Source organism: Streptomyces sp. ISL-43, assembly GCF_018614195.1.
In the GTDB taxonomy this organism is placed as follows: Bacteria; Actinomycetota; Actinomycetes; order Streptomycetales; family Streptomycetaceae; genus Streptomyces.
Genome location: NZ_JAGGOT010000012.1, coordinates 113,665 through 140,640, shown reverse-complemented (window position 1 = coordinate 140,640; position 26,976 = coordinate 113,665). Strand labels below are relative to the sequence as shown.

The window sequence follows — 26,976 nt, the reverse complement described above, 5'->3', positions numbered from 1 at the left end:
TTCAGGGCCTGCGCAGGGGCAGGGGGGCGCCCATGACGGCGTACGGGAGGCTCGCGCTCGGGAAGTGGACCGGGCGGGCGAGGTCGCGGTAGCCGAGGGTCCGGTAGAGCCCCCTGGCGGGGCTGTCGATGTCGATCGCGGAGAGGATCGAGCGCGGCTCTTCGGCGGTGTCGGTGATCGTGGTGATGAGGGCGCGACCGACGCCGTGGCCCTGGAAACCGGGGTGAACGTGGAGCTCGGTGATCACGAAGGAGCCGTCGAGCCAGCCGTCGTGGCCGCCGGCCCGCAGGTACGGCTCCACGACCCCGGACCACCAGTGCGCGCGGTCGTTGGGCATGCCGTAGACGAACCCGGCGAGCGCCCCGTCCTCGGTGAAGGCGCCGAGCGCGCGGGCGCCGCGGCAGGTCATGTGGCGCTGGACGATGTAGCGCCGGATGCCGACCTCTTCCTCGCTGAGCCCGAAGGCCACGGCCTGCACGCGCAGGGCCTCGTCGACCCGGTCGGCGAGGTCGAGGTGCCCGATCCGTAGTCCGGCGGGCCGGGCGGGGTCTTCTCCCCCGGGGGTTGGCAGCATGCGGCGACCTTACTGGGCCGCCCCGGCCTGCGGGTATGCCACCGGCGGGCTCGCGGGGGCGGGGGCGGGCGGTGCGTCCGGAACAGAACGCCCGGATCGGGACGCGGGACGCCCTCGGAGCAGGGAGCTCGGACGGGCCCCTCGGAACGGGACGCTCAGAACGGGAGGCTCAGAACGGGAGGCTCAGAACAGGGCGCTCAGAACAGGGCGCTCAGAACAGGACGCTCAGAACAGGACGCTCATGAACGCGCCGACCTCGCGGAAGCCGACCCGGCGGTAGGAGGCGCGCGCGGCGGTGTTGTAGTCGTTGACGTAGAGGCTCACCACGGGGGCCACGTCCCTGAGCGCGTACTCGACGACGGCGGCCATCCCGGTCTCGGAGTGTCCGCGGCCGCGGAACTCGGGGGCCACCCACACGCCCTGGATCTGGCAGGCGCGCGGGGTGGCGGCGCCGATCTCCGCCTTGAAGACGACCTTGCCGTCCTCGACCCGGGCGAAGGAACGGCCGCTGGCGACCAGCTCGGCGACCCGGGCCTGGTAGAGCAGGCCCCCGTCGCCGGCCATCGGGGAGATGCCGACCTCCTCCGTGAACATGGCGACGCAGGCGGGCATGATCAGGTCCATCTCGTCCTTGCCGACCCGGCGGACCCGCGGGTCGGCGGCGACCTCGGTGGACGGCTGGTCGGTGACCATGAGCGGCTGATGGGAGCGGACGTCGCGGGCCGGCCCCCAGCTGGGCTCCAGAAGCTGCCACAGCAGTCGGGTGGCGTCGGCCGGACCGACGATGGAGGAACAGCGGCGGCCGGTGCGGCGGGCCCGGTCGGCGAAGGCGCGGATGGCCTCGGGGCCGGCGCAGGCGGGCACCAGATTGGCGCCGGCGTAGCAGAGCGAGCGGAGTTCCCCGTCGGCGTACCAGCCCCACATCTCGCCGCCCAGGCGCCACGGATCGAGCCCGGCGACCTGGACCCGGGAGGTGATGAAGGCGTTCTCGACCGGCTCGCGTCCGAGGATCTCGAGCGCGGCGTCAAGATCACTGGGCTCTAGGACCCGGGTGGTGGTCTGCGTCAACACTGGGGCCTCACCATGCAAGTCTGCTGATCTCCGCACTGTACCCGGAGCGGCTTGGGGATGCCGCGCGGCCCCTGCGGGGGCCTTGGCGGCCGGCTCGCCGGGTGGCCTCGGCGGGGCATCCGGGTGCCGGTGCGGAGCTCCAGGGAACGGTCGAAGGGTGGGGAGGGGGCAGCCCCGCAGGGCCCGGCGTCAGGCCGCCACGGGCGGGCCTCGCGCAGCAGCCGTGCCGCCCCAGCCCCCCGGCCCAACGGGCCACCGGCCCGGCCGCAGGCCCGAGCAGCCGCAGGCCCGAGCAGCGCAACGGGCCCGGGGCCGCCTGGGGCGGCGCCGGGCCCGTTGGGGGGTGTGGGCGGAGGAGCAGACCGCGGAGCTACACGCCGATCGCTACCGTCGGTTCGCCCGACATCACGCCGTCCTTCTCCATCTGCTCGGCGATCTTCATCGCTTCCTCGATCAGGGTCTCCACGATCTTCGACTCCGGCACGGTCTTGATGACCTCGCCCTTCACGAAGATCTGGCCCTTGCCGTTGCCGGAGGCGACACCGAGGTCGGCCTCGCGGGCCTCGCCCGGACCGTTCACGACGCAGCCCATGACCGCGACGCGCAGCGGGACCTCCATGCCCTCCAGGCCCGCCGTGACCTCCTCGGCCAGCTTGTACACGTCCACCTGCGCGCGCCCGCACGACGGGCAGGACACGATCTCCAGGCGGCGCTGCTTGAGGTTCAGCGACTCCAGGATCTGCCTGCCGACCTTGATCTCCTCCACCGGCGGGGCCGACAGCGAGACGCGGATGGTGTCGCCGATGCCCTCGGAGAGCAGCGCGCCGAAGGCGACGGCGGACTTGATGGTGCCCTGGAAGGCGGGGCCGGCCTCGGTGACGCCGAGGTGCAGCGGGTACTCGCACTGGGCGGCCAGCTGGCGGTAGGCGTTGACCATGACGACCGGGTCGTTGTGCTTGACCGAGATCTTGATGTCGCTGAAGCCGTGCTCCTCGAAGAGGGAGGCCTCCCACAGCGCGGACTCGACCAGCGCCTCGGGGGTGGCCTTGCCGTACTTCTTCAGCAGTCGGGCGTCGAGCGAGCCCGCGTTGACGCCGATCCGGATCGGGGTGCCCGCGTCCTTGGCGGCCCGCGCGATCTCCTTGACCTTGTCGTCGAACTGCTTGATGTTGCCCGGGTTCACGCGGACGGCGGCGCAGCCGGCGTCGATCGCGGCGAACACGTACTTCGGCTGGAAGTGGATGTCGGCGATGACCGGGATGTTGGACTTCTTCGCGATCACGGCGAGCGCGTCGGCGTCGTCCTGCGTCGGGCAGGCCACGCGCACGATGTCGCAGCCGGAGGCGGTCAGCTCCGCGATCTGCTGGAGCGTGGCGCCGATGTCGGAGGTCCGGGTGGTGGTCATCGACTGCACCGAGATCTGTGCGTCGCCGCCGACGGCCACGGAGCCGACCTGGATCTTGCGGCTGACCCTGCGGTCGGCAAGCTTCGTCGGCACGGCCGGCATTCCGAGAGAGATGGCAGTCATCTGCTGTGCAACCCCAAGGTGTGGATCAAGGTGTGGATCAAGGTCCCGAGATCGGCGGGCTCCAGCCTTCGAGATTACGCCAAGCAGCGAGCGCCCCGCGCATCGCAGGGGGCGCGCCACCCGAACGTAGGGAGCCGGGCACGATGCGTGCCCGGCTCCGTTACGGCTGAGGTACCGGCGTTCGCACGGCCGTCCACCGAACGTTCGATCAGGTGATCCTGATCGGGTTCACCACGTCGGCGACGAGCACCAGCAGCGTGAAGCAGAGGAAGACGCCGGCCACCACGTACGCGGCGGGCATCAGCTTCGCCACGTCGAACGGGCCCGGGTCGCCCCGCCGGAAGATCCGTGCGAAACCGCGGCGCACCGACTCCCACAGGGCCCCCGCGATGTGCCCGCCGTCCAGCGGCAGCAGCGGCAGCATGTTGAAGAGGAAAAGTGCGAGGTTGAACATGCCGAGCACCTGCAGCCAGCCGGCCACCTTCTGCTCGGCCGGGATGGACAGTTGCGCGATGTCGCTGTTGATACGGGCCGCGCCGACGATGCCCATCGGGGAGTCGAGCTCGCGCTCGCCGCCGTTGAAGGCGGCGTTCCACAGTGCCGGGATCTTGCCCGGGAGCTTGGCCAGGGACTCCACGCTGCCCTGGACGACCTCGCCCACGCGGTCCACGGACTGGCTGAAGGTGAGCGGGGCGACCACGGACTTCGCGCTGACGCCCAGATAGCCGGCCGACACGTACTCGCCGTTGACGAAGCCGCCGTGGCCGTCGGTCTTGCCGACGCGGTTCTCCACGAGCTTCGGGCGGAGCTCGATCTTCTGCCCGTCGCGCAGGACGGTGAGGGTGGCGGGTCCGATGGTCTTGCGGATGTTCTGCTGAAGGGCGTCCCAGTCCTCGATCGGCTTGCCGTCGAACGCCACGATCTTGTCGCCGACCTGCAGGCCCGCGGCCTTGCCCGGGGCCACCGGGTCGCCGTCCTTGCAGACCTTGCGCTTGTCGCTCTGCATGAGGACGCAGTCGGTGACCGTCGCGACCTGGGTGGTCGTCTGCTGCACCCCGAAGGTCATCCATCCGCCGAAGAAGATCGCCATCGCCAGGACCAGGTTCATGAACGGTCCCGCGAACATCACGATCACGCGCTTCCACGGCTTGCGCGTGTAGAAGAGCCGCGTCTCGTCGCCCGGCTGCAGCTCCTCGTACGCCGCCGAGCGCGCGTCCTCGATCATCGAGCGGAACGGGGACGTCGAGCGGGCGGTGACCTTGCCGTCCTCACCGGGCGGGAACATCCCGATCATGCGGATGTAGCCGCCCATCGGAATGGCCTTGAGCCCGTACTCGGTGTCGCCCTTCTTGCGCGACCACAGGGTCGGCCCGAAGCCGACCATGTACTGGGGCACGCGGATGCCGAAGAGCTTGGCCGTCGAGAGGTGGCCGAGCTCGTGCCAGGCGATGGAGAGGAGCAGCCCCACCACGAAGACGAGCACACCGATCACCATCAGCAGTACGGTCATGCGCGCGCCTCCACGGCGGCCCGAGCCGCCATCTCCTGTGCCCGGGCCCTGGCCCAGGTCTCCGCTTCAAGGACGTCCGCGACCGTGAGAGAAGTTCCCGTGTCCGGGGTCCCGTGCTCATCGACCACGGCAGAGACCGTATCCATGATTGCTGTGAACGGCAGCCGACCGGCCAGGAACGCCTCTACGCACTCCTCGTTCGCCGCATTGAACACGGCGGGCGCGGTACCGCCCAGGGTGCCCACGTGCCGGGCCAGGCCCACCGACGGGAAGGCCTCGGTGTCCAGCGGGAAGAACTCCCACGTCGACGCCTTGGTCCAGTCGAAGGCGGGGGCCGCGTCGGGGATCCGCTGGGGCCAGCCGAGGCCGATGGCGATCGGGCCGCGCATGTCCGGCGGGGTGGCCTGGGCGAGCGTGGAGCCGTCCGTGAACTCCACCATCGAGTGGACGTAGGACTGCGGATGGACCACGACCGCGATGCGCTCGAAGGGGATGTCGTAGAGCAGGTGCGCCTCGATGACTTCCAGGCCCTTGTTGACCAGGGTCGCCGAGTTGATGGTGATCACCGGGCCCATCGCCCAAGTGGGGTGGGCCAGGGCGTCCTTGACGGTGACCGAGGCCAGCTCGGCGCGGGTCCGGCCGCGGAAGGGCCCGCCGGAGGCGGTGACCACGAGCTTGCGCACATCGGCGCGGGTGCCGGCGGCGAGCGCCTGGAAGAGCGCCGCGTGCTCGGAGTCGACCGGGATGATCTGGCCGGGCTTCGCGAGGGCCTTCACCAGCGGGCCGCCGACGATCAGCGACTCCTTGTTGGCGAGGGCCAGGGTCCGGCCGGCTCGCAGCGCGGCGAGGGTGGGCGCGAGGCCGATGGAGCCGGTGATGCCGTTGAGGACGGTGTGGCACTCGGAGGCGGCGAGCTCGGTCGCGGCCTCGGGCCCCGCGAGGATCTCGGGCAGCGGCTCGCCGGCACCGTACTGGGCGTCCAGCGCTTCCTTCAGGGCCGGTACGACGTCTTCACGCGCGACGGCCACGGTCTTCACGCGCAGCAGCCGGGCCTGCTCGGCCAGCAGGGCGACCCGCCCGCCGGCGGCGGACAGCGCGGTGACCCGGAACCGGTCCGGGTTGCGCAGGGCCAGGTCGATGGCCTGGGTCCCGATGGAACCGGTGGAGCCGAGGATGACGATGTCCCGGCGGCCGGCCGCGGGGTCGAAGAGGAGGTGCGGATCGGCGAGGGGGGCTGGACGGTCGCTCATGCCCCCATTGTTGCCGCAAGTCAGGGGCGGCCGGACACGGAGCCCCCTTCGGTGACCCGCAGGAGGAGGTGCGGGAGGGTTCCGGCGAAGTCCGGGAGCGTGCTGGCGGCCCGCCACCAGGCGTCCGGGTCGTCGCCGAGGGCCACGGCGAACAGCCGGTCGGCCTCTGCACGGGCGGCGAGCACGGCCTCGGGCCGGTCGTACCGGTCGGGGTGGTCCACGGCGCCCAGCCAGTGGTCCTCGTCCAGCGCCCAGACGGCCGGGAGCTTGTGGCGGATGACGTCGACGCCGGTGAGCAGCTGCCGGTCCAGGCAGTCGCGGACCCAGCGGATGTCCTCCTCGACGGTGTCCATGGGCACGGCGAGGCTGGCCAGGGCGAGTTCGCGCTCCACTCCCCCGGTGGGTTCCACGGCCGTCGGGGCGAGGCGGGCCACGGCGCGGGCCAGTCCGGGCAGGGACGGGCCGTCCGGGGGCTCGGGCAGGGTGCCGGCGGCCGTCCGCGAGGCGAGTTCGGTGAGCGGGCCGGGGAAGGTGTGGGCGTGGCGGAGCAGCTCGGCCCACAGGCGGGGATCGTCCCCCAGCGGGGCCAGGGTGCGCCGCAGCGCCGTGTGCATCCCGGCCAGTTCGGGCAGGCTCCAGCGCAGTCCGCGGGTCGCGGGAAGGTCGGCGAGCAGCAGCGCGAGGCCGGCGGGGCGGACGTCGTCGACGAGCTCGGATTGGGTGATCAGGCCCATCCGGACGGCGCGGACGGCGGGCCGGTACCAGGAGCGGCCGTAGGACCGGGCGGCGTGGAGGTCGAGCAGTCCGCGGGCGGCTCTCGGGGGCAGGCCGCCGCGCAGCAGCAGGGCCTCGACCGAGCCGGGCGGCAGCGGCTCCCGGGCGTGCGCGAACCAGAGCAGCTCGGGGTCCGCCTCGTGCGGGAGCGCCAGGATGTCGAGCGGGACCCCCGGCCGGTGCGTGCCGTGCCGGCGCAGCAGCAGGAGCAGGTCTTCGGAGGTCAGGGACGCCTCGGAGGTCAGGGGCGCCTCGGCGGGATCCCGGCCGAGTTCGGCGCCGAGGACGGGCAGGAGGGCGGGCGGGGTCCGGCGGGCGGCGTACCGGGCGGGTCCGGGCAGGCCGGGCAGCGGGCGGCCGAGGACGTGGGGGTTGCGGGCCACGGACCGGCGGTCCTGGTCGCTGCCGTCGCGGAGCAGCAGGCTGACCGCGGAGGCGGGCAGCCACTCGTCCCGGGTGAGGTAGTTGCGGGTGGCGGAGTCGAGGCGCCCGATCAGGGCGGTGGCGACGTGCTGTGGCGCGTGGCGCAGCACGAGCGCCACGCACCAGGCGAGCCTTCTGTTGTCCCTGTGCTGGTCCATCGCTCTGTTCCTCGCCGTGTCCACTGCCTGCCACCAGGGTCGTACACCCGTCCGGTGTCCGGCGATGATCGCAGGTCAGCGGATCGGGCGGTGCACGTTCTTCTGTGTGGAGGGGCCGGGGGCGGCGTCGGCGATCCACGGGCCGTCGCCGGACGGGTCGAGGATGCCCTCCTCCAGCCAGGTGTAGGTACCGGACAGGACGCCGTCGACGACCTTGCGGTCCAGGTCGTCGGTGTTGTCCCAGAGCCGGCCGAAGAGCTCCTCCACCCGCAGCCGGGACTGCCGGCAGAAGGCGTCGGCGAGCTGGTAGGCCTCCCGGCCGTGCTCGCCCGCTTCCCTCAGGTGCTCGGCGCGCACGCAGGCCGCGCTCATCGCGAAGAGCTCGGCGCCGATGTCGACGATCCGGCCGAGGAACCCCTGCTTGGTCTCCATGCGGCCCTGCCAGCGGGACATGGCGTAGAACGTGGACCGGGCGAGTTTGCGCGACCCGCGCTCGACATACCGCAGGTGCGTGGCGAGGTCGGGGTGGCCGGCGGGGTGGAAGGCCCGGTAGGTGCCGGGGACCTGGCCGGCTCCGGTGGCCAGCTTGGGCAGCCAGCGGGCGTAGAACCCGGCGGCGCGGGCGCCCGCCTTCGCCTTGTCTCCCAGCGCCTTGTCGGGGTCGATGAGGTCCCCGGCGACCGACAGGTGGGCGTCCACGGCCTCGCGGGCGATCAGCAGGTGCATGATCTCGGTGGAGCCCTCGAAGATCCGGTTGATGCGCAGGTCGCGGAGCATCTGCTCGGCGGGGACGGCCCGCTCTCCGCGCGCCGCGAGCGACTCGGCGGTCTCGAAGCCCCGTCCGCCGCGGATCTGGACCAGCTCGTCGGCCATCAGGCAGGCCATCTCGGAGCCGTAGAGCTTGGCGAGGGCGGCCTCGATCCGGATGTCGTTGCGGTCGTCGTCGGCCATCTGGGAGGCCAGGTCGACCACGGCCTCCAGGGCGAAGGTGGTGGCGGCGATGAAGGAGATCTTGGCGCCGACGGCCTCGTGCTTCGCGACCGGCCGCCCCCACTGCTCGCGTACGCCGGACCACTCGCGGGCGATCTTCAGGCACCACTTCCCGGCGCCGACGCACATGGCGGGCAGCGACAGCCGGCCGGTGTTCAGCGTGGTCAGGGCGATCTTCAGCCCGGCGCCCTCGGCGCCGATGCGCTGGGCGGCCGGTACCCGTACCCGGTGGAAGCGGGTGACGCCGTTCTCCAGGCCGCGCAGGCCCATGAAGGCGTTGCGGTGCTCGACGGTGATGCCCGGCGAGTCGGCCTCGACGACGAAGGCGGTGATCCCGCCCCGGTGGTTCTCGCTCTTGGGTACGCGGGCCATGACGACGAGCAGGTCCGCGACGACCCCGTTGGTGGTCCAGAGCTTCACGCCGTCCAGGACGTAGGCGTCCTCCCCGTCCGGGACCGCCGTGGTGGCCAGCCGCGCCGGGTCGGAGCCGACGTCCGGCTCGGTGAGGAGGAAGGCGCTGATGGCGGTGGTCGCGCAGCGGGGCAGATAGGCGTCCTTCTGCTCCTGCGTGCCGAACATCTTCAGCGGCTGGGGTACGCCGATCGACTGATGGGCGGAGAGCAGGGCCCCGATCGCCGGGCTGACCGAGCCGACGAGGGCGAGCGCCTTGTTGTAGTACACCTGGGTGAGGCCGAGGCCCCCGTACTTCGGGTCGATCTTCATTCCGAGCGCGCCGAGCTCTTTCAGCCCGCGCACGGTCTCGTCGGGGATCTTCGCCTCGCGCTCGATGCGCGCTCCGTCGATCGAGCTCTCGCAGAACTCCCGCAGCCGGGCCAGGAAGGCCTCCCCGCGCCGGACGTCCTCGTCGGCGGGGAGCGGGTGGGGGTGGATCAGGTCGAGCCGGAACCTGCCGAGGAAGAGCTCCTTGGCGAAGCTCGGTCGCTGCCAGTTCTGTTCCCGGGCCGCTTCCGCGACCTGCCGTGCCTCGCGCTCGGTCACCTTGGGCTGTACGGGCTCTGCGGGCTGTACGGGCTGTACGGGCTGTGCTGGCTGCGTGCCGCCGGGCTGTGCTGCCGACATGAGGGGACTCACCTCGCCGCCGAGAGTGGGAGTGCTTACCGGTGGGTGCTACCAGTGAGTCGTACCCGTTTCGGGCGGCGGGGAAGCGGCGGTAAAAAGGGGACGGCCGGAGCCCCCGCACAGTGGGCTCTCTACAACGCCCCTGACCTTGCGGCTTCTCTCTCACCTGCGCCAATGCTCGGCGCTTCGGCCCGCATCTTCACGCATCTGGCCGCATCCACCCGCATGATCGGCCATCCGTGTTCCCGTGGGAACACCCCGGCAACACGCGTCATGGCGCCGCCGCGCCCGGCGGAACTCGTCGCTCCACCATGGCGCCGACCGGAACGCATCGACGGGCCGGTGCTCATCTGACGCGCATTGTGATCGGCAAGACGCCCCCTCGTGCTGTGACCCGGAGAGGACGCATCTATTGGGTATCACCGCCGGCTCGGCCGGATGTTCGCGTTCAGGCGGAAAAGGTTGTCGGGATCGTACGTGTTCTTGAGAGACACGAGCCGCTCATAGTTCCCGCCGTAGGCCGCCCGCACGCGCTCCTCCCCCTCTTCTCCCAGGTTGTTCACGTATTCGGCTCCCAGAGAGAAGGGGCTCACCACGTCCCACCACCGCCGGACCCACTGCCTCTGCGTCTGGAGTTCCCCGGGGTCGGTCCAGATGGACGCAGCGAAGTTGTCATACTGCGCGTTCCGGGGGCGGAAGGCCGTGGCGGATGGGTCGACGCGGCTGACGGCACCGCCGTATTGCTGGAAGACGATGAGGGACCTGGGGGACGGGGCGCGGGCGAAGTGGTCCACCGTGGCCTCCACAGCGTCGTCGGCGATCCGTTCCAGGAAATGGGACTTCCAGTAGTAGCGGAGGCCGGCGGGGAAGAAGGCGTCGGCCGCGGCCTGCAGTTCCGTATATGCCACCGGGCCGATCCCGTCGACAAGCGGCGGGCCGAACCGCCGGAGTGGTCGCAGCACACGCTCGCCCTCCTCCAGCGACCCGATGTAACACGCGGAGATGGCGAGCATTGGGTCGCCATCGGGCGAAGTCAGGAAGATCGCGTCGGCCGACAGCTCGTCGGGAGCCGACAGGGAGTACTCGCCGTAGAACCTCAGCGCGGCCTTCGCCTTCTTCAGGGGGTGGACGACGACGCCTCCGAGCACTTCGGGGCCCACACGGTGGAGCTGGAACTCCAAGGAGGTCGTGACCCCGAAGTTGGCTCCGGCGCCCCGCAGACCCCAAAAGAGGTCGGCGTTGTTCGACGCGTCTGCTCTCACCACCCGGCCGTCGGCGGTGACGACCTCCGCGGCCCGCAGATTGTCGCAGGAGAGGCCGTACCTCCGGGCCAGCCGGCCCACGCCGCCGCCCAAGGTGAGCCCGGCGACGCCCGTGTGCGTGACGACGCCCGCCGTCGTGGCCAGGCCTGATGCCTGCGTGGCCTGGTCCAGTTCCTTGAGGGTCGCACCTCCCTCGACTCGGGCCGTGCAGCGCTCCGAATCGACCGCGACACCTCGCATGGGCGAGAGGTCGATCATCAGGCCGCCGGTGCACACCGCTTTGCCCGCGATGTTGTGCCCGCCTCCTCGCACCGACACCAGCAGGTCGTGCTCACGGGCGAAGGCGACGGCCTGAACGACGTCGGCCGCTCCGGAGCAGCGGGCGATCAGCGCCGGCCGGTGGTCGATCAGGCCGTTCCAGACTGCACGCGCCTGCTCGTACGCATGATCACCCGGGCGGAGCAGCCCTCCACGCAGCCCCACACCCAAGCGCTCGGCAGCCGATTCATCCAGGACCACCAGGTCGCCGGTTCGCGATTGCACCTGTAGGGACGCCACCACGCCTCCCCGGAGTCTGTCGGGCCTCTCTGTCCAACGCTACGCCGCCGCCCATCCGACCGTGTGGAGCGGTTGCCCTGCGTCACGTAGGCGTACGAGATGTTGCGGTGTGCGATCAGCGGGGTGAGGGTGTGCGGGACGGCACCGGATCTCCAGTGAGCTCGGATGAGCCGCGCACGTCACGGTGCGCGAGGAGAGTTTGCGATGCGGATGATGATGAAGGCCCGCATGGATGTCAACGGCCTCGTAGTGCTCCCCTGAGGGCGGGCGCACCATGATCCTCGTGTTCGACATGCAGGACAGCTCGCAGCTGCCTTCCATCGCCGACCCGTTCTTTCAGGAGATGGGCGCCGAGGTCACGTTCGAGCCGGTCATGAACCTCGATGACCTGCAGAAGGGCCTTTCCGCTCTGCGGTAACACCGCCTGAGGTCGGGTGTGCCGTAGTCAGCGGAGTTCGTCCGGGCAGGTTCGATCGTGCCGCCATTCTCATCCAGAGGTGCCGGCCAGGGGAATACGGGACCCGGATCAAGACAGGACCCTGCCCGGTCGTCGAGGCGGGTGACGACCTCCTCCGCGCCCGCCCGCTGCACCTCGGCGGGCGGGTTGGCCAGCGGGGCCGCGCGTCCTCCGCGCTCACCGCGTACATCAACCTTGGCCGGAGGCCGGAACAGCCACGGCCTCGATCGCCGAACCCGCCGTGCGCCTCTCAACGCAACGGGCTCCCAGAAGCTCCTGGATCATGAGGATGGCGTCCGGGACCTGTACACCGCGCTCGCTCGGCAGTTGCGGCGAGGCGCAAGGACAGCTGCCGCTCGGTCACCCGCGGATTTCGAAGTCCTCGAACCGGTCGGGCTCTTCCCCGTGGACCAGAACCCGGACGACACTCGCCCCGCTCGGCCCATGGTGCGCCCAGTCGACCATCCAGGCGACCGCGTCGGCGTCCCCCTCGAACCAGGGAACACGTGGGGAACACCCGCCACCTACGGTTGAGGGACAGACCACGGAAGAGGAGCGAGGTGGTCACGATGACGGAGCAGGGCGGGTACTGGGCCTCGGGCAACTGGCGGGTCACCGATGGCAAGGCCGAGGAGTTCATCAACCGCTGGACGGAGTTCCTCTCCTGGACCAAGGACGCCAACGACGGCTTCGAGGCGGCCCGGCTGATCCGGGACCTGCAGGACCCGGACCACTTCGTGTCCTTCGCGTCCTGGCGGGATCCCGAGTCGATGGGGGCGTGGAAGGACCAGCCCGAGTTCGCCGAGCACTTCGATGGGTGCCGGGCACTGTGCACGGACATGCAGGGCGGCGGCTACCAGCTGGTACAGGCCATCTGATCAGCGGCAATGGCCTGGCGGCAAATCTTCCGCCAGGCCATTGTCAGGCCATTCATCGAGCCACCGTCAGCCCAGCTCCACGGGTGCGCCCACCAGCGAGCCGTACTCGGTCCAGGAGCCGTCGTAGTTCTTGACGTCCGGGTAGCCGAGCAGCTCGGTCAGCGCGAACCAGGTGTGCGACGAGCGCTCGCCGATCCGGCAGTACGCGATGACCTCGCGGTCGGGTGTGATGCCCTCGGCCTGGTAAAGGTCCCGCAGTTCCGCCGCCGACTTGAAGGTCCCGTCGTCGTTGGCGGCCTGCGCCCAGGGGACGTTCGCCGCGGTCGGGATGTGGCCAGGCACCTGCGCCTGTTCCTGCGGCAGATGCGGGGGCGCCAGCTTCTCGCCCCGGAACTCCTCGGGGGAGCGTACGTCGACCAGGCCGATGCCCGTTCCGGCCTTCGCCAGCACCTCGTCGCGCAGCGCGCGGATCTGCGGGCGTTCCGGCCCCGCCACCTCGAAGTGGGTGCGCGGGTGGTCCATGACCTCCTGGGTCATCGGGCGGCTCTCCAGCTCCCACTTCTTCCGGCCGCCGTCGAGCAGCTTCACCGCGTCGAAGCCGCGCAGCCGCAGAATCCAGTAGGCGTACGCGGCGAACCAGTTGTTGTTGCCGCCGTAGAGCACGACGGTGGTGTCCTCCTCCACGCCGGCCAAGCCGAGCAGCTGTCCGAGGGCGGCCCGGTCCAGGTAGTCCCGGCCCACCTTCGTGTGCAGGTCGGTCGTCCAGTTCCAGCCGACGGAGCCGGGGATGTGGCCCTTGTCGTAGGCGCCTGTGTCCTCGTCCACGTCGACGATCCGCAGTGTCCCGTCGGTCAGGTGGCCGGCCAGCCACTCCGTGCTGACCAATGTCTCCGGGTGTGCGTAGCCGTTGGTACTCATCGTGCTCTCCCTTCTGCCATCAGGTCCCGTCTGTCATCAGGTCCCGTGCGCCGCCCCTGACCACCGCTGTCACCGGGATGCCCGCCCGGTCGAGCAGGCTGGCCGCGACGGCTGCCCGCCGCCCGCGTCCGCAGACCGTCCACACCTCGCGGTCCCGGGGGATCTCGGCCAGCCGCCGGGGAAGTTCGCCGATCGGGATGGCCAGCGCTCCCGGGATGCTCCCGCGCTCGGTCGGGGAGCGGACGTCGAGGACCCGTAGCCGGGGGTCGGGCAGCACCAGTTCGGTCGCGTCCGCGGCACGGAAGGAGCTGACGGGGCGGCCGTCGGCCTGCCACCGTTCGATCCCACCGTCGAGATAGCCCTCCACTCGCTCGTAGCCGATCCGCAGCAGCTGGGTCACCGCCTCGGCCGCCGCGTCGGTGACCGGCTCCGGGAGTACCAGTACCAGCGGCGTGCCGAAGGGCACGACCTGGCCGACGAGGGCGGCGAAGCTGTCGTCCAGCTCGTTGCAGAGCGACCCGGGCAGGTGTGCCTCGGCGAACGCCCTGCGCTCGCGCGCGTCGACCACCAGCGCCCCGCCCGTGACCAGCCTGGCGACGGTCTCCGACGTGAGCGGCCGGGGACCGGGCGGCGGACCGCCGAGCACGCGGGGCCCGGCGCGGTTGAGCGGTGCGATGTGCCGGTAGTACGCCGGGTACGGGGGCAGGCCGAGGAGCCGCTCGCTGACGAACCCCTGCTCGTCCGCGGCCAGCGCCGGATTGGCGCGCCGCTCGGCGCCCACCGTCGTCGTCCGCTCGGCCGAGGCCGGGCCGGCGGCGCAGGAGCTGCCGGCGCCGTGTGTGGGCAGCACGCGGGTGCCGTCGGGCAGCAGGGCCAGCCGCCGCAGCGACCGGAACTGTTCGCGGGCGAGGCTCTCGGTCCGGTCCTCGCCCGACAGGTCGGTGCGGCCCGAGCTGCCGACGAGCAGACTGCCGCCGGTGAAGACGGCCTCCGGCGCCAGCTGAGCATCGCCGAAGACCAGGTACGAGGTGTGTTCGGCGGTGTGGCCGGGTGTCTCCATCGCCCGGACCAGCAGGTCGCCGACGGCGATCTCGTCGTCCTCGGCCATCGGCAGGTGGTCGAAGGCGTACGCGGCTCGGGCCGGACCGGCCACGGTGGCGCCCGTCGCGGCCCGCACCTCGAGGGCACCGGAGATGTAGTCGTTGTGCACATGGGTCTCCAGGACGTACCGGACGCGTACCCTGCGGGCATCGCAGGCGGCGAGCAGGCCCCAGCAGTCCCGCTGGGGGTCGACCAAGGCGGCCTCGTCACCGCTGACCAGGAGGTAGCTGGTGTCGCCCAGGGGGGCGGTGGTGATGATCCCGATCTCGTACTCGTCCATGTCAGCCATCCTGTGCGGCCGCCGTTCCCTGGGCGTTCCCCGGCATGCGGACCAGCACCTCCACGCTCGCCGCCGCGTTGCAGCCGTACCCCTGGGCGTTCCACGGCGCCCGCAGTGGCTGCGTCTCGCCGAGCGCGTCGGTGGCGCGGGCCAGCAGCCGGTGGCGCCCGGGCCGCTGCGGGGTCCAGCGCAGCGACCACCCCGTCCATGCGTACGGTCCGCTCGGCCGTGCGAGCCCGGCCTCATGCCAGTTGCCGCCGTCCACCTGGACCTCGACCAGCCGCACGGGTACGCCACCGGACCAGGCCCAGCCGCGGACGGTCAGTTCGGCGCCCGGGGCGACGACCGCGCCCGGCTCCGGCGCGGTGATCAGCGATTTGACGCGCATGGTCGTGACCGGCCCGTCAGGGGTGCCGCGCGAAGCGCGGTAGACGTATTCGTCCGTCTGAAAGACCCCGGTGAACGGCTCGGCCACGGCCCGCGCCCCGACCAGCCACTTCACATCGGCCACCGCGTACCGGCCGGGCACCACCAGCCGCACCGGAGCCCCGTGCTCGGCGGCGAGCGGCACACCGTTCATGTGGGTGGCGAGCAGCGTGTCCGGGTGCAGCGCGACGTCCACCGGCAGGCTGCGTTCGAAGGACACCCGCCGGCCGTGTGCCTCGCCGGAGTCCGCGCCGGTGAACACGAACTCGATCGTCCGAGGTGCCACCCCGGCCCGAGCGGCGATTGCCTGGAACGGCACGCCCGCGAACCGGGCGCAGCCTACCGCCCGCTCGCCCCAGGGCAGTCCCGGCGGGCGCGGGGCCATCAGACTGCGTCCGTTGCCGGCGCACTCCAGGACGAGGTCGAGCTCCCGGCGCCCCAGCGCGAGCAGCTCGTCGTACCCGAGTTCGCAGGGCGCCTCCACCAGGCCGCCGAGGCTCAGCCGCCACCGGTGCGGCTCCAGTCGCGGGATGCCGAAGTGGTCGCGGACGAAGAACGCGTCCACGGGCGTCATCCGCTCGGCGAACGCGGCCGGCGGCGTCTGGGCGTTGTACGGGTCGGCCGTCACGGTCTCGGGCGCCCGTGGCAGGTCGGTTGCGGTCATCTCGCTCACCTTTCGGTCAGAGTCGCGCGGTACTACCCGCGACGGCACGCAGCGGCCGCTCCGCACCGAGTGCCTCGAAGGTGGCGGCGGCCTCGGCCAGCAGCCCCCGATCCGCTGTCGGCCGTGGACCGGCGAGCACCGCCCGCGCCTTCGAGCGGGCGGCCCAGTACGGCTGCCGGGCCCGGCCGTACAGCTGCGCCGCCGCCAGGTGCTGCCGTCGTGCCTCGGACGCCTCGCCCCGCACCTCTGCCAGCGCACCGGAGGCGGTCTCGGCCATCGCGCTCCACGCGGAGCTCTGGAACAGGCCCGCCACGCGCTCGGCCGCCCGCGCATGCTCGGCCGCTCCGGCCTCGTCGCCGAGCGCCGCGAACGCTTCGGCCGCAACCGGGTAGAGCAGCGCCGTACAGCTGGGGCATTCGCCGTACCTGGCGGCGGCGGCCGAGGCCGAGCGCGCCGCCCGGATCGCCTCGGCGGGCTCGCCGCGCTCGACCGCGTCGAACGCGGCCGTCGCGTAGAGCCGACCGAAGGCGTGCTGTGCCAGCGGGGAGATCGCCGCGGCGGCCATGCCCCGCCGCAGCTGCACCGCCACCGCCTCGCTGTCGCCGCGGCCGGCGGCGAGTTCGGCGAGCCGCTGCCGGGGCAGCGCGCTGGACCGGCCGCCGAGTTCGTCGTGGACCTCCGCGCTGCGCTCCAGGCAGCCTGCGGCTTCGTCCCAGCGGCCGTGCAGCAGCAGCGACTCGCCCAGCAGACACCAGGCGAACGCCTCAGCCCGTCGCGCGCCCCGCGACAGCGCCAGATCCAGAGTGCGTCTGGCGTAGTCCTCGACGCTGTCGCTCAGGCCGTCGCCGTACAGGTGGTACTGCCCGATACAGCAGTGGATGTCGAAGATTCGTGCCAGCCGCGTATCCTCGCCCGCGCCCGCTCCGAGCCGCTCGATCTCGCTCTGCAGGCCCTCCCGCCAACTCCCCCGGCAGTGGTGGACGATGGCCAGCTGTTCGTCGGCCGCAGCCATGTCCTCGGGCGTGCCATGCCGCTCAGCGGCGTTCCGGCTCGCCTCGGCCGCCTCCTGCGCCTCGGCGTAGCGTCCCACCTCCCACAGCCAGTTGGCGCGCACGCCCAGCACCCGCCCGGCCTCGGCCCGGTTCCCATCGGCCGCCAGTCGCTCCTCGGCGGCCCGTAGCTGCGGCCCCGCGGCCTCACTGTCGTGCTGCTCGAGGTACGCCGTCGCCACCTTGCGGTGCAGTCTGACGGCGGTCAGGTCGTCGCCCGGACCGCGCCCCGCCGCGTCCAGCGCGGAGGTATAGGCGCCGGCCGCGCCGGCGGTGTCCCCGGAGAGCATCCGAAGATCGCCCACCTGCTCCCACAGGTCACCTGTGAGCTCCGGCTGGAAGACCTGACCGGTCCGGATCTGCTCGTGCAGCCGCTCGGCCGCCGGGCCGGGACCCGCGATCGACTCGCGCTCGAGCGCGGCCCGCAGCCGCCGGTACTCACCGAGCGCCTCGTGCCGTCGGCCTGCCAACGCGTACACCCGCATCAGCGCCACTGCGGCGTCCTCGTGCAGCGGGTCGATCCCCACAGCCGTGCGCAGGGCCGCAGCGGCTCCGTCGAAGTCGGCGCGGGCCTCCAGCAGCCGGCCCAGCTCGACCAGCAGGGCGAGGTACTCGGCCCGGAGTGCCTCCTCCGTCTCGATGGCCCACTCCGCGTACCGGTCCTCCGGGAGCAGGTCCCCGCCGTACAACGCGATCGCCCGCTCGTACGCCGCCGGGTCCCCGGTGCGCCGTGCTTGCAGTGCCGCGTCCTCGAAGGCCTCGACATCGAACCAGGCCACCGCGCGGCAGAACCCCAGACACTCGCCCGACTCCAGGTATCGGTAGGTCGCCGCCGGATCGGGATCCAGGGTGCGCCGGGCCTCGTGCAGCACCTTCCGCAGCTGGTTGGCACCGGCCTCCGCATCGAGCTCCGGCCACAGCACGTCCAAGGCCTGGTCGCGGTGGAGCCGGTGGCCCGGCGCCAGCGCGAGCAATTTGACCAGGTTCTTCGCCTTTCGAAGCCGCCACTCCCCGTCGGCGATCTCCCGTGGGCCAACCTGCACCCTGAAGCCGCCGAGCAGCCGGATCCGCAATTCGACCATGCGACACCGCCTTCGCTGCCGATACCTCGAATCTACGCCCCGGGGTGGGGGAGTGCCTGATCAGCGCCGTGCAGTGCGGCGTAGCGCCGTCGGAGTGAGTCCGATTGTCGATCGATCGGTGTCGTCCCAGCCCGCCGCGGCGGACTCGGCCCAGGTGATCCATGGCGCTTTGGCAGGTCGACTCCTCGTCGCTCTCGCCCCAGAGTCGCTTCCATGGCCGATACTCGATCATCCTTCTCACCTCGGCAGACATGGCTCGGGTGGGGTGCGCCTCGGATGATCGTCCAAGAGTTGGGTTGGCGGCGTGCCGATAGCGTGCGTACGAGCATCCGGTCACTGGCCCGTGGGAAGCACGCGACGAGGCCGGCGACCTCTTCCGGAGTCATGAACTCCATGTCGTCGCCCGACTCGTCGTACTCGATGCCCCGGTCGTCGTTGCTCGGAAGCCTGGTCAGGTCGCAGGGGTTGCGGTCCCGGAGCGGCGGCTCTGCGATCACGGCCCCTTTCAGGACCGATGCCAGGGCCTTGCTGAAGTGCTCGGCTGATCGAACGGCGCAGTTGGCGAATGTCGGGAAGATGTACGTCTCCAGGGCCCGGATGCGCTGCCGCTGGCGGAGGGCAGGGCGGTCGAGGTCCTGTGGATCGGCACAGCGGACGGCTTGGAGGCTCGGGTGGCACCCGCCGAAGGCATCGCCTTCAAGACCGTGGCCACGGGCAAGATTCGCCGCTCCAGCAACCCGCTCAAGATGGTGAGCCCTGCGAACATGAAGGACATGGCGCGCGTGCCGCTCGGCGTGGCCCAGGCACGGAAGATCGTCGCCGACTTCCGGCCGGATGTCGTGCTCGCCACGGGCGGATACGTGGCTGTCCCGGCTGGCCTGGCCGCCCGCATGTGCCGCCGCCCGCTGGTCCTCCACGAGCAGACCGTGCGGCTGGGCCTGGCCAACCGGAAGCTCGCGAGCTCGGCGACGAGGATCGCGGTGTCGTCGGAGTCGTCGCTGCCGCTTCTGCCGGAGTCGGTTCGGGGCGCTGCGGTCGTCACCGGCAATCCGATCCGCCCCGAGGTGCTGACCGGGCACGCGGACAAGGCGGTTGAGGCTCTTGCCCTGCATGGCTTCGACCGGCATCTGCCGACCGTGTACGTCACCGGCGGCGCGCAGGGCGCTCAGCAGATCAACGACGTCGTACGGGACGCACTGCCTTGGCTACTGGAACGGGCGAACGTGATTCACCAGTGCGGGCCGGCCAACGTCGAAGGGCTGCGGCAGCGCGCGGCGGCTCTGCCTGTGGAGCTGTCGGGCCGGTACTACCTCGCCGGGTTCGTCGGCACGGAGCTCCCCGACGTGCTGGCGCTGGCCGGGCTGAACGGCGCGGGTGAATCAGGAGGGAGCGATGGAAGCCACCCTCATGCGGGAATGATAGGCAGCGGGTATCATTTGCTCATGTTGTATTCGACTCCCCGCCTCGGCTCCGACGATCACCTGGTGCTGGAACAGATCGACGGACTGCGTGAGCGCCTGCGCGATGCGGTGCAGCAAGCCCCCATGAAGTGGACCCTCGATCTGCGCAAGGCGCTGACCGCCAGCGCGATCGCCGCGTCGAACACGATCGAGGGCTATCAGGTCGACGCGAAGGATGTCGCCGACCTGATGGACGGCGAGCGCGAAGTCGAGGCCAGCGACGAGAACAAGGCGGAGACCCTCGCCTACCAGCAGGCGATGACATACATCCAGTCTCTCCACGACGTCACCGACTTCCAGTACAGCAAGGAACTCCTGAACGCGCTGCACTGGATGCTGCAGGGCCACCACCACCACCCGCTGCGGACAGCCGGCCAGTGGCGCAAGACCTCCATCCGCATCACCGCCCCGGGCGACGAGCTCGCCACCGACTACGACGGCCCCGACCAAGAACTCGTACCCGGCCTCATGGCGGAGCTGGTGGACTGGCTCAACGACGGCGACCTCGAAGAACACGTCCTGATTCGGGCCGCGATGGCACACCTGAACCTGGTGAAGATCCACCCGTGGTCAGACGGCAACGGCCGGATGTCCCGCTCGCTGCAGACCCTGCTGATCGCCCGAGGCGGGGTGCTGGCTCCGGAGTTCTCCTCGATCGAGGAATGGTTGGGTATGCCCGGCAACACATGGGAGTACTACAAGGTGCTCCGCGAGGTCGGCGGACCGGTCTACTCGCCCGAGCGTGACACCCTGCCGTGGATCAAGTTCAGCCTCCTCGCCTACCACCAGCAGGCCCAGCGTGTGCAGCACCGGGTCAACCGCTCGAACGACTGCTGGATGCAGCTCATGGACCACGCCCAGGCTCACGGCATCAGCGAGAGGCAGGTCACCGCCCTGCACGAGGTGGCGATGGTGGGCCGGGTCAGGCGCTCACGCTACGAGCGGGCCGAGGCCATCAACACCCAGCAGGCCACCCGGGACCTCCAAGCCCTGACCAAGGCCGGAGTACTGACTGCGGTCGGACAGACCAAGGGCCGCCACTACACCGCCGGCCCCCGGTTCCCGCAGAACGTCCTGGCCACCGCCCGCAGGCCGCACACCATCTCCAACCCCTACACCGCGTAGCCGAACCCAGGACTGCCGAGAACCCGGATCTGCGGTGGCGGCCCCGGAACCGAACTCGGTTCCGGGGCCGATCAGCCCGTCCTGGAGCCACCTGCGGAAAAAGGCGTAGACCCGGTCCCAGGCGGGGAAGCCGACCGGCATCGCCCGCCATTTGATGCCGTTGTCCACCAGGTAGCGGATCGCGTCGATCCCGGGAGCGCCGACCGGAACACCCACTCGATCAACAGACAGCATGATCGATCGAACTGCAGCTTCTTACGCAAAACTACGCATTCGCACGCGTGGCGCTTAGCCCCACGTGTTCCCACAACTCTTCAGAGACTGCCAAGATCTGGCCATTCCAGCAGGTCAACACAGGGATAAGGAAGACGGCCGGAGCCCCCGCACAGTAGGCTCCGGCCGTCGGCTCTTCGCCGTACGAGTTCGGTCAGATGTCGAGGCCGCTGAGGACCAGGACCCGCTCGTACGTGTAGTCGTCCATCGCGTAGCGCACGCCCTCGCGGCCCACACCGGACTGCTTGACCCCGCCGTACGGCATCTGGTCGGCGCGGTAGGACGGGACGTCGCCGACGATCACGCCGCCGACCTCCAGCTCGCGGTGGGCACGGAACGCGGTCTGGATGTTCCGGGTGAAGACGCCCGCCTGCAGGCCGAACTTCGAGTCGTTGACGGCGGCGAAGGCCTCGTCGGTGTTCTCGACCCTGCGCAGGGTGAGGACCGGTCCGAAGACCTCCTCGGTGGCCAGCGTGACGCCCTCGGGCACCTCGGCGACGACGGTGGGCTCGTACGAGGCACCCTCGCGCTTACCGCCCGTGAGCAGCTTGGCTCCGGCGGCGACGGCCTCGTCGACCCAGGACTCGACGCGCTTGGCGGCGTCCTCGGAGACGAGGGGGCCGACGTCGGTGGCCGAGTCGTTCGGGTCGCCGGTGACCTGCTCCTGGACCTTGGCGACGACCTTCTCGACCAGGCGGTCGTAGACGGCGGCGTCGGCGATCACGCGCTGGACGCCGATGCAGGACTGGCCGGCCTGGTAGTTCGAGAAGGTGGCGATACGGGTCGCGGCCCAGTCGAGGTCTGCCTCCGAGGCCCAGTCCTCCAGGACGACGGCCGCGGCGTTGCCGCCGAGCTCCAGGGTGCAGTGCTTGTGGGGCACGGCCTGCTGGATGGCGTAGCCGACCTTGTCGGAACCGGTGAAGGAGATGACGGGCAGGCGCTCGTCCTTGACCAGCTCCGGCATCTTGTCGTTGGCGACGGGGAGCACGGACCAGGAACCGGCCGGCAGGTCGGTCTCGGCCAGCAGCTCACCGATGATCAGACCGGAGAGCGGGGTGGCCGGGGCCGGCTTCAGGATGATCGGCGCGCCGACGGCGATGGCGGGGGCCACCTTGTGGGCACAGAGGTTCAGCGGGAAGTTGAAGGGCGCGATGCCGAGGACCGGGCCCTTGACGAAGCGGCGGGTCAGGGCGAGGCGACCGACGCCGCCGGCGTCGGTGTCCAGGCGCTGGGCCTCTCCGCCGTTGAAGCGGCGGGCCTCTTCGGCGGCGAAGCGGAACACGGACACCGCACGGCCGACCTCACCGCGGGCCCACTTGATGGGCTTGCCGTTCTCGGCGGAGATCAGCAGCGCGATCTCCTCGGTGCGCTCGGCGAGCCGGCGCGCGACGTGGGCCAGGGCCTCGGCGCGTACGTGGGCCGGGGTCGCGGAGAACTCCGCCGTCACGGCGTGGGCCGCGGCCACGGCCTCTTCGACCTGGGCGTCGGTGGGGACGCTCACGGTACCGACGAGACGGCCGTCCCACGGGGAGTGGACGTCGAGGCTGTCGTCGCCGGTGGCCTGGCGGCCGGCGAGCCAGAAGGCGTGGGTGGAAGTCATGCTGATCCCGGCCCTTCGGAGTGTGCGGTGGGTCCTTGTCCCCTCCACCGTAGGACTCCGGCGCGGTTTCGGTGTTTGTCCGGCGTGGAGTACGTGCTCGGCGCGGCGCGCCGCTTTGTCAGTGTCGGCGCCGCCGCCGCGCGTGCGCGGTCCGTACGGGGCGTCCGTACGGGGCCTCGGCTACGCCGGGGTCGAGGTGGCCTTCAGGGCGAGCCAGAGCTCCATGCGGACGTCCGGGTCGTCCAGCGAGCGGCCGAGGATCTCCTCCACCCGCCGCATCCGGTAGCGCAGCGTGTGGCGGTGGACCCCGAGGTCGGCCGCCGCCGCGTCCCACTGGCCGTGGCGCGAGAGCCACGCCTGGAGCGAGGCCACCAGGTCGCCGCGGCCCTTCTCGTCGTGCTCGCGCAGCGCCCGCAGCGTGCCGTCCGCGAAGGCCCGTACGGCGTCGTCGGCCAGCAGCGGGAGGACCGAGCCGGCCGCGAGCTCCTCGTGCTCGACCATCGGGCGGCCGCGCCGCCGGGCCACGGCAAGGGCCTGGTCGGCCTGCTTGAAGGCCGCAGCCACGGCGGAGGCCAGGGCCGGGGCCGACAGGCCGATCACCAGTTCGTCCGGCTCCGGTTCGCCCGCGTCCCGCCCGCGCCGCGATTCCAGCGACTCCGCGTACTCGGCGCACGCCTGTACCGCCGAGCCCCCGTCGGCCGCCAGGACGACGAGGCGGCCGGGCTCCGGCACCACCAGCAGGGTCTCCCCCGTGCGCGCCGCCGCCGACTCCAGGGAGTCGGCCAGCTGGGCCAAGCCCTGTGGCTGGGCGGTCCCCGCCAGTGCCGGCTCCGCCACGACGATCCGGAACGGCGCGTCGAGCAGGGCCCCGTACAGGTCCCCGGCCACGTCCTGCGCGTGGTCCGCCTGCCCGGCGAGGAGCATGCGCAGCACGGCCGCGCCGAGCCGGGACTCCGCGTCGTGCAGGGAACGGGAGCGTTCCGTGGTGAGGGTCAGGAGCGCCACCGCCGAGTGGACGGCGTACCGCTCCGCCGTGCCGAGCGGGGCCCCGGTGCCGACGGCCAGGGCGCCGCGCGCCCGCCGCCCGGTGCCCAGGGACTGCAGCTCGACCCGGTCCTCCGAGCCGCCCACCACGGCGCTGGCCGGCGCCGGGCGCTCCCGCAGCCGCTCCACGTCGGGGGTCAGCCGGGCCGCCCGGCGCGCGGCCCAGTCGGGCGCGGCCGCGACGACGGCGCCCGAGGTGTCGTACAGGGCGGCCCAGCCGTGCACGTGCGCCGCCAGCTTCGTCAGCAGCTCGGCGGGGCCGTCGACGGACAGCGCGGCCCGCGTCAGCTCCCGCTGCGCCTCGAAGCCGGCGGTCACGGCCCGGTACTGGTCGGCGGCGAGGGCGGCGGAGACGGCCTTGCTGATGGCGAGGAAGGGGGTGCGCCGGGGCACCTCCAGCAGCGGCAGGTCCTCGGCACGGGCGGCTTCGACCAGCGCTTCGGGCACGGCGTCGTAGTTGACGCCGACGGCGAAGCCGATGCCGACGACCCCGGCCGCCGCGAGCCTCCGTACGTAGCGCCGCATCTCCTCGGGGTCCTCCGCGTCGAGCTTCATCGCGGTGATGAGGAGCAGCTCCCCGCCCTCCATGTAGGGGACGGGGTCGGCGAGCTCGCTGACGTGGGCCCAGCGCACGGGGGTGTCGAGGCGGCCCTCCCCGGCCCGGACGCTGAGTTTGAGCGCCGAGTGCTGGACGAGTGAGGCCAGGGTGAGCGGCATGGGTACCGGGGCGCCTTAGGGGAGGAGGAGGTTCGGCGGCGAGATGCCGACGCAGGATTCTCGCCGTGGAACGCCAGGCCGGATTTCGCCGTGTCGTACGAACGGCTCACCTTGATTCTGCCACCCCGTACGGATCGGCTCAGCTCGTTCCCCCGAGCCGCACCAGCAGCGGCGCGGCCCGCTCGCCGCGGACGGAGGTGAGGGAGAGCACGGCGTGGCCGGGGGGCACGGTGTTGGCGAGGGCGGAGGCGGACCAGCGCTCCCGCTCGACCTGCCGCACGGTGACGGCGTCCGTGGTGACGGCCTTGCCGGTGATCATCTTGCGCAGCGTGTGCAGGGCTCGCGTCATCGGGCGGTCGGCGTAGACCGTCCGGCTCGTGACGTCCCGCGTCTCGACGAGCTCGGTCCCCCAGGCGTCGGCGAACCACTTGCCGTCCCAGGTGGTGACCCCGGAGAAGGCCACGCGGCAGCCGACCGCCCCGAGCAGCGGGGTGCGCAGCGGCTCCGGTACGTCGTCCAGGGTGCGCAGCGTCAGCAGGACTCCCGCGTTGGCCGAGCGGAGCCGCTGCACGCCGCGCACGGTCTCGGGGGTGAGGGTGCGCGAGGCGTCGTCGAAGGCGAGGAAGGCGAAGAGGGAGCGGTCGGTGCGCGCCGCGACCGAGGCGTTGAACTGGGCGAGCAGCAGCCGGGCCAGCAGTCGGGAGGCGTCCGCGTGGGCTCGCTCGGGCAGGTCGACGCGGACCCGGACGGGGTGTTCGAGGGCGCGCGGGGAGAAGGGCCGGCCGGCGCCGGTGGTGTCGAAGAAGCCGTGGAAGGCGGGCCGGTCCAGCAGCGCCACCCGGTCGGCGAGGACGGGGCCGGGGTCGCCGTGGGCCCCGTACTGCCTGGTCCGGGCGTCGAGCTCGCGCAGCATGGCCTGGCGGCCGGCCCTCTCCAGCACCTCGCGCAGCGCGTCGAGTGCGGCCGGCCGGCCGTCGAGCAGTTCCCGCAGCTCGGACACGGTGGGGAAGCGGCCGTACGCGGCCCGGAAGGGGCCGATGAGCTGCGCGAGGGCCGTCGCGCAGCGGCGTACGTCGATGCCGGGCAGGTCGCCGACGAAGGCCTCGGCGAGGAGCGAGGCCGCTTCGTCGGGGTCGGTGGCGCCGCCGTAGAGGTCGAGGTCGTGGACGGACGAGGGGTCGCCGAGGCGGACGACGATGTCGTAGGCCTCGTCGTGCCCGAGCGGCGTCCCGGCGGCGGCGACGGTGATCACGGCGGCCTCGCCGGCCAGGGCCTGGAGCATCAGCGATTCGACGACCGGACGGACCAGCCGGGCGGTCTTGCCCGCTCCGGAGGGGCCTACGGCGAGCATCGAGGTCCCGAGGACGGCCGGGTCCAGGGCGAGGCCGGTGCCCCGGCGCTCGAAGGGGTTGGGTTCGGCGTCGGTGACGTCACCGAGGCGGACCTGGGCGACGACCAGGTCGTGCCGGGCCGCGCGGACGGGCAGGTCGCGGGCTCCGGAGGGGTGTCCGCAGGCGGCGGCGCCCTTGTCCCGTACGGCTTGGACGAAGGCGTGGCGCCGCCCGGGGTCGGCCAGCACCGAGTCCCAGGCCCGCCGGATCCGGACGTGGTCGACGTCGTTCATGCGCCCGGCGGCGGCTTCGGCGGCCAGCCGGTCGGCGGTCTCCGCGAACCCGGCGGCGCGCAGCTGCGGCCAACCGGCGGGGTCGTCCGCGGGGGCCTGCCCGGCGGGGAAGGTGGCGGCGGGGGTGTCGTCGGCGGGGCCGGCGAGGGCGCCTTGCACCAGGCCGGCCCAGTCGCCGAGCCGCCCGAAGAAGAGGATGACGGGGAGGTAGACCGCCGCGTAGAGGAGATAGGTGACGGCCGGGCCCGCCGAGCCGCCGAGCTCCGCGTACGGCAAGTGGCCGAAGGCGAGCGGGTAGACCGGCAGGGTCTCGCTCACGATGAGCAGGGTCACGACGAGGGCGCCGATCAGGGCGCCGAGCGCGCGGTACCAGGGGCCGCGGGCCACGACGATCCGGTCGAAGGCGGTCCGCCAGCCGCCGAGCCGGGCGAACGCGAAGAGCATCCCGCCGGTGACCAGCAGTTCGTAGAGCTCGGTGGCGGCCATGCCCCGGTGGTCGACGGGCTCGCGCCGCAGTCCGTTGGTCCACCAGCCCTCGGGGGTGAAGAGGTCGAGCGGTACGCCCACCAGGGGCAGCGCCCCGTCCACGAAGAGGCGCCAGACCACGAAGCAGACCACGAGCGAGATCCCGACGCGCTTGAGCAGGGCGGCGGCGGCCGCTTCGGGCCGGGGCGCGGCCGGGGTGTAGGCGTGGCGCCAGATGCCGGGCGCGGCGTCCGGGCGGGGGACGCGCAGCCAGTCGGCGAGAGGCGGGGCCGCCGCGAGGGCGTGGGCCGGGGCCGGGGCCGCCGGGGCGTGCGCGGGCATCGGCGGGGGTCCCGGCGGACCGGACGGCACCGGAGGTCCCGCCGGGCGGGGAACGTGCCCGGTCGCGCGCGGTGCCCGCTTCTCGTGCGTACCGTGCGTGCCGTCGGTGTCCATGTAACCCCTGCCCCCTGCCCGTTACCGCACTGTGCTGCGCGCTCAATCTAGTGGGCGGCGCCACCCCGCGGCCCGCACCCGGTGATGATCCACAAGACACGTGCCGGTTCCCTCCTATGGCCGTCACGGACAAGGACACGCGGACACCACTCCCGAACGGAGCATGCAGGACCCCGCCT

The 26,976-nt window shown here is 71.9% G+C and carries 18 protein-coding genes and 2 pseudogenes; 4 read left to right on the top strand and 16 right to left on the bottom strand.

The annotated features are described in order from the left end of the window. Position 1: 1 nt before the first annotated feature. From J7F03_RS07825 to J7F03_RS07790, 8 genes are all read right to left on the bottom strand, one after another. A complete protein-coding gene (locus tag J7F03_RS07825; RefSeq protein WP_214947924.1) occupies positions 2 to 574 on the bottom strand; it encodes a GNAT family N-acetyltransferase in 573 nt (190 codons plus the stop codon). Between the two features lie 225 nt (positions 575 to 799). Beyond that, positions 800 to 1,645 carry a GNAT family N-acetyltransferase gene (locus J7F03_RS07820; protein ID WP_214947923.1) on the bottom strand — a complete coding sequence of 282 codons (846 nt, stop codon included), beginning with the start codon at positions 1,643 to 1,645 and terminating at the stop codon, positions 800 to 802. 370 nt (positions 1,646 to 2,015) lie between these two features. Beyond that, positions 2,016 to 3,173, bottom strand: a complete 1,158-nt coding sequence (gene ispG / locus J7F03_RS07815) for a flavodoxin-dependent (E)-4-hydroxy-3-methylbut-2-enyl-diphosphate synthase (RefSeq protein ID WP_214947922.1) — start codon at positions 3,171 to 3,173, stop codon at positions 2,016 to 2,018. Between the two features lie 208 nt (positions 3,174 to 3,381). Further along, positions 3,382 to 4,683 (bottom strand): RIP metalloprotease, encoded by a 1,302-nt coding sequence (locus J7F03_RS07810; RefSeq protein WP_214947921.1) that lies wholly within the window; start codon positions 4,681 to 4,683, stop codon positions 3,382 to 3,384. Next, on the bottom strand, positions 4,680 to 5,933 hold the full coding sequence (gene dxr / locus J7F03_RS07805; protein ID WP_214947920.1) for a 1-deoxy-D-xylulose-5-phosphate reductoisomerase: 1,254 nt from the start codon (positions 5,931 to 5,933) through the stop codon (positions 4,680 to 4,682). Before dxr ends, J7F03_RS07810 begins: the two co-directional genes overlap by 4 nt. A gap of 20 nt (positions 5,934 to 5,953) precedes the next feature. Continuing rightward, positions 5,954 to 7,288 carry a hypothetical protein gene (locus J7F03_RS07800; RefSeq protein ID WP_214947919.1) on the bottom strand — a complete coding sequence of 445 codons (1,335 nt, stop codon included), beginning with the start codon at positions 7,286 to 7,288 and terminating at the stop codon, positions 5,954 to 5,956. Between the two features lie 75 nt (positions 7,289 to 7,363). Then, positions 7,364 to 9,358, bottom strand: a complete 1,995-nt coding sequence (locus J7F03_RS07795) for an acyl-CoA dehydrogenase family protein (protein WP_251071560.1) — start codon at positions 9,356 to 9,358, stop codon at positions 7,364 to 7,366. Positions 9,359 to 9,777: 419 nt separating this feature from the next. Then, positions 9,778 to 11,163, bottom strand: coding sequence for an FAD-binding oxidoreductase (locus J7F03_RS07790; RefSeq protein ID WP_308379203.1), 1,386 nt, complete (start codon positions 11,161 to 11,163; stop codon positions 9,778 to 9,780). A 298-nt stretch (positions 11,164 to 11,461) separates the two neighbouring features. On the opposite strand from J7F03_RS07790, the gene J7F03_RS41955 reads away from it, so the two are divergent. Both J7F03_RS41955 and J7F03_RS07785 read left to right on the top strand, forming a co-directional pair. Further along, a complete protein-coding gene (locus J7F03_RS41955; protein WP_285440418.1) occupies positions 11,462 to 11,596 on the top strand; it encodes a hypothetical protein in 135 nt (44 codons plus the stop codon). A gap of 608 nt (positions 11,597 to 12,204) precedes the next feature. After that, positions 12,205 to 12,513 (top strand): antibiotic biosynthesis monooxygenase family protein, encoded by a 309-nt coding sequence (locus tag J7F03_RS07785; RefSeq protein ID WP_214947918.1) that lies wholly within the window; start codon positions 12,205 to 12,207, stop codon positions 12,511 to 12,513. A 66-nt stretch (positions 12,514 to 12,579) separates the two neighbouring features. Here J7F03_RS07785 and J7F03_RS07780 read toward each other — a convergent pair whose 3' ends face one another. From J7F03_RS07780 to J7F03_RS07765, 4 genes are read right to left on the bottom strand one after another with little or no spacing between them, the layout of a single operon-like run. Further along, positions 12,580 to 13,431, bottom strand: a complete 852-nt coding sequence (locus J7F03_RS07780) for a sulfurtransferase (RefSeq protein WP_214947917.1) — start codon at positions 13,429 to 13,431, stop codon at positions 12,580 to 12,582. Between the two features lie 19 nt (positions 13,432 to 13,450). Beyond that, positions 13,451 to 14,812: a rhodanese-like domain-containing protein gene (locus J7F03_RS07775; RefSeq protein WP_214947916.1), complete on the bottom strand. Its 1,362-nt coding sequence runs from the start codon at positions 14,810 to 14,812 to the stop codon at positions 13,451 to 13,453. A gap of 1 nt (position 14,813) precedes the next feature. Then, positions 14,814 to 15,902, bottom strand: coding sequence for a sulfite oxidase (locus tag J7F03_RS07770; protein ID WP_214947915.1), 1,089 nt, complete (start codon positions 15,900 to 15,902; stop codon positions 14,814 to 14,816). Positions 15,903 to 15,918: 16 nt separating this feature from the next. Further along, positions 15,919 to 18,033 carry a BTAD domain-containing putative transcriptional regulator gene (locus J7F03_RS07765; protein ID WP_214947914.1) on the bottom strand — a complete coding sequence of 705 codons (2,115 nt, stop codon included), beginning with the start codon at positions 18,031 to 18,033 and terminating at the stop codon, positions 15,919 to 15,921. Positions 18,034 to 18,635: 602 nt separating this feature from the next. Here J7F03_RS07765 and J7F03_RS07760 point away from each other — a divergent pair. After that, positions 18,636 to 19,409, top strand: a pseudogene (locus J7F03_RS07760) (glycosyltransferase); the annotation flags it as partial. A 66-nt stretch (positions 19,410 to 19,475) separates the two neighbouring features. After that, positions 19,476 to 20,618 carry a Fic family protein gene (locus J7F03_RS07755; protein ID WP_214947958.1) on the top strand — a complete coding sequence of 381 codons (1,143 nt, stop codon included), beginning with the start codon at positions 19,476 to 19,478 and terminating at the stop codon, positions 20,616 to 20,618. An 84-nt stretch (positions 20,619 to 20,702) separates the two neighbouring features. On the opposite strand, the pseudogene J7F03_RS41950 reads toward J7F03_RS07755, so the two are convergent. The 4 genes and pseudogenes from J7F03_RS41950 to J7F03_RS07735 form a co-directional block, all read right to left on the bottom strand. Continuing rightward, a pseudogene (locus J7F03_RS41950) lies at positions 20,703 to 20,852 on the bottom strand (transposase); the annotation flags it as partial. A 193-nt stretch (positions 20,853 to 21,045) separates the two neighbouring features. Next, positions 21,046 to 22,491, bottom strand: coding sequence for an aldehyde dehydrogenase family protein (locus J7F03_RS07745; protein ID WP_214947913.1), 1,446 nt, complete (start codon positions 22,489 to 22,491; stop codon positions 21,046 to 21,048). A gap of 180 nt (positions 22,492 to 22,671) precedes the next feature. Beyond that, complete coding sequence (locus tag J7F03_RS07740) at positions 22,672 to 24,252, bottom strand: PucR family transcriptional regulator (RefSeq protein WP_214947912.1); 1,581 nt, start codon at positions 24,250 to 24,252, stop codon at positions 22,672 to 22,674. A gap of 139 nt (positions 24,253 to 24,391) precedes the next feature. Next, positions 24,392 to 26,797, bottom strand: a complete 2,406-nt coding sequence (locus tag J7F03_RS07735) for an ATP/GTP-binding protein (RefSeq protein ID WP_214947911.1) — start codon at positions 26,795 to 26,797, stop codon at positions 24,392 to 24,394. Positions 26,798 to 26,976 lie beyond the last annotated feature (179 nt).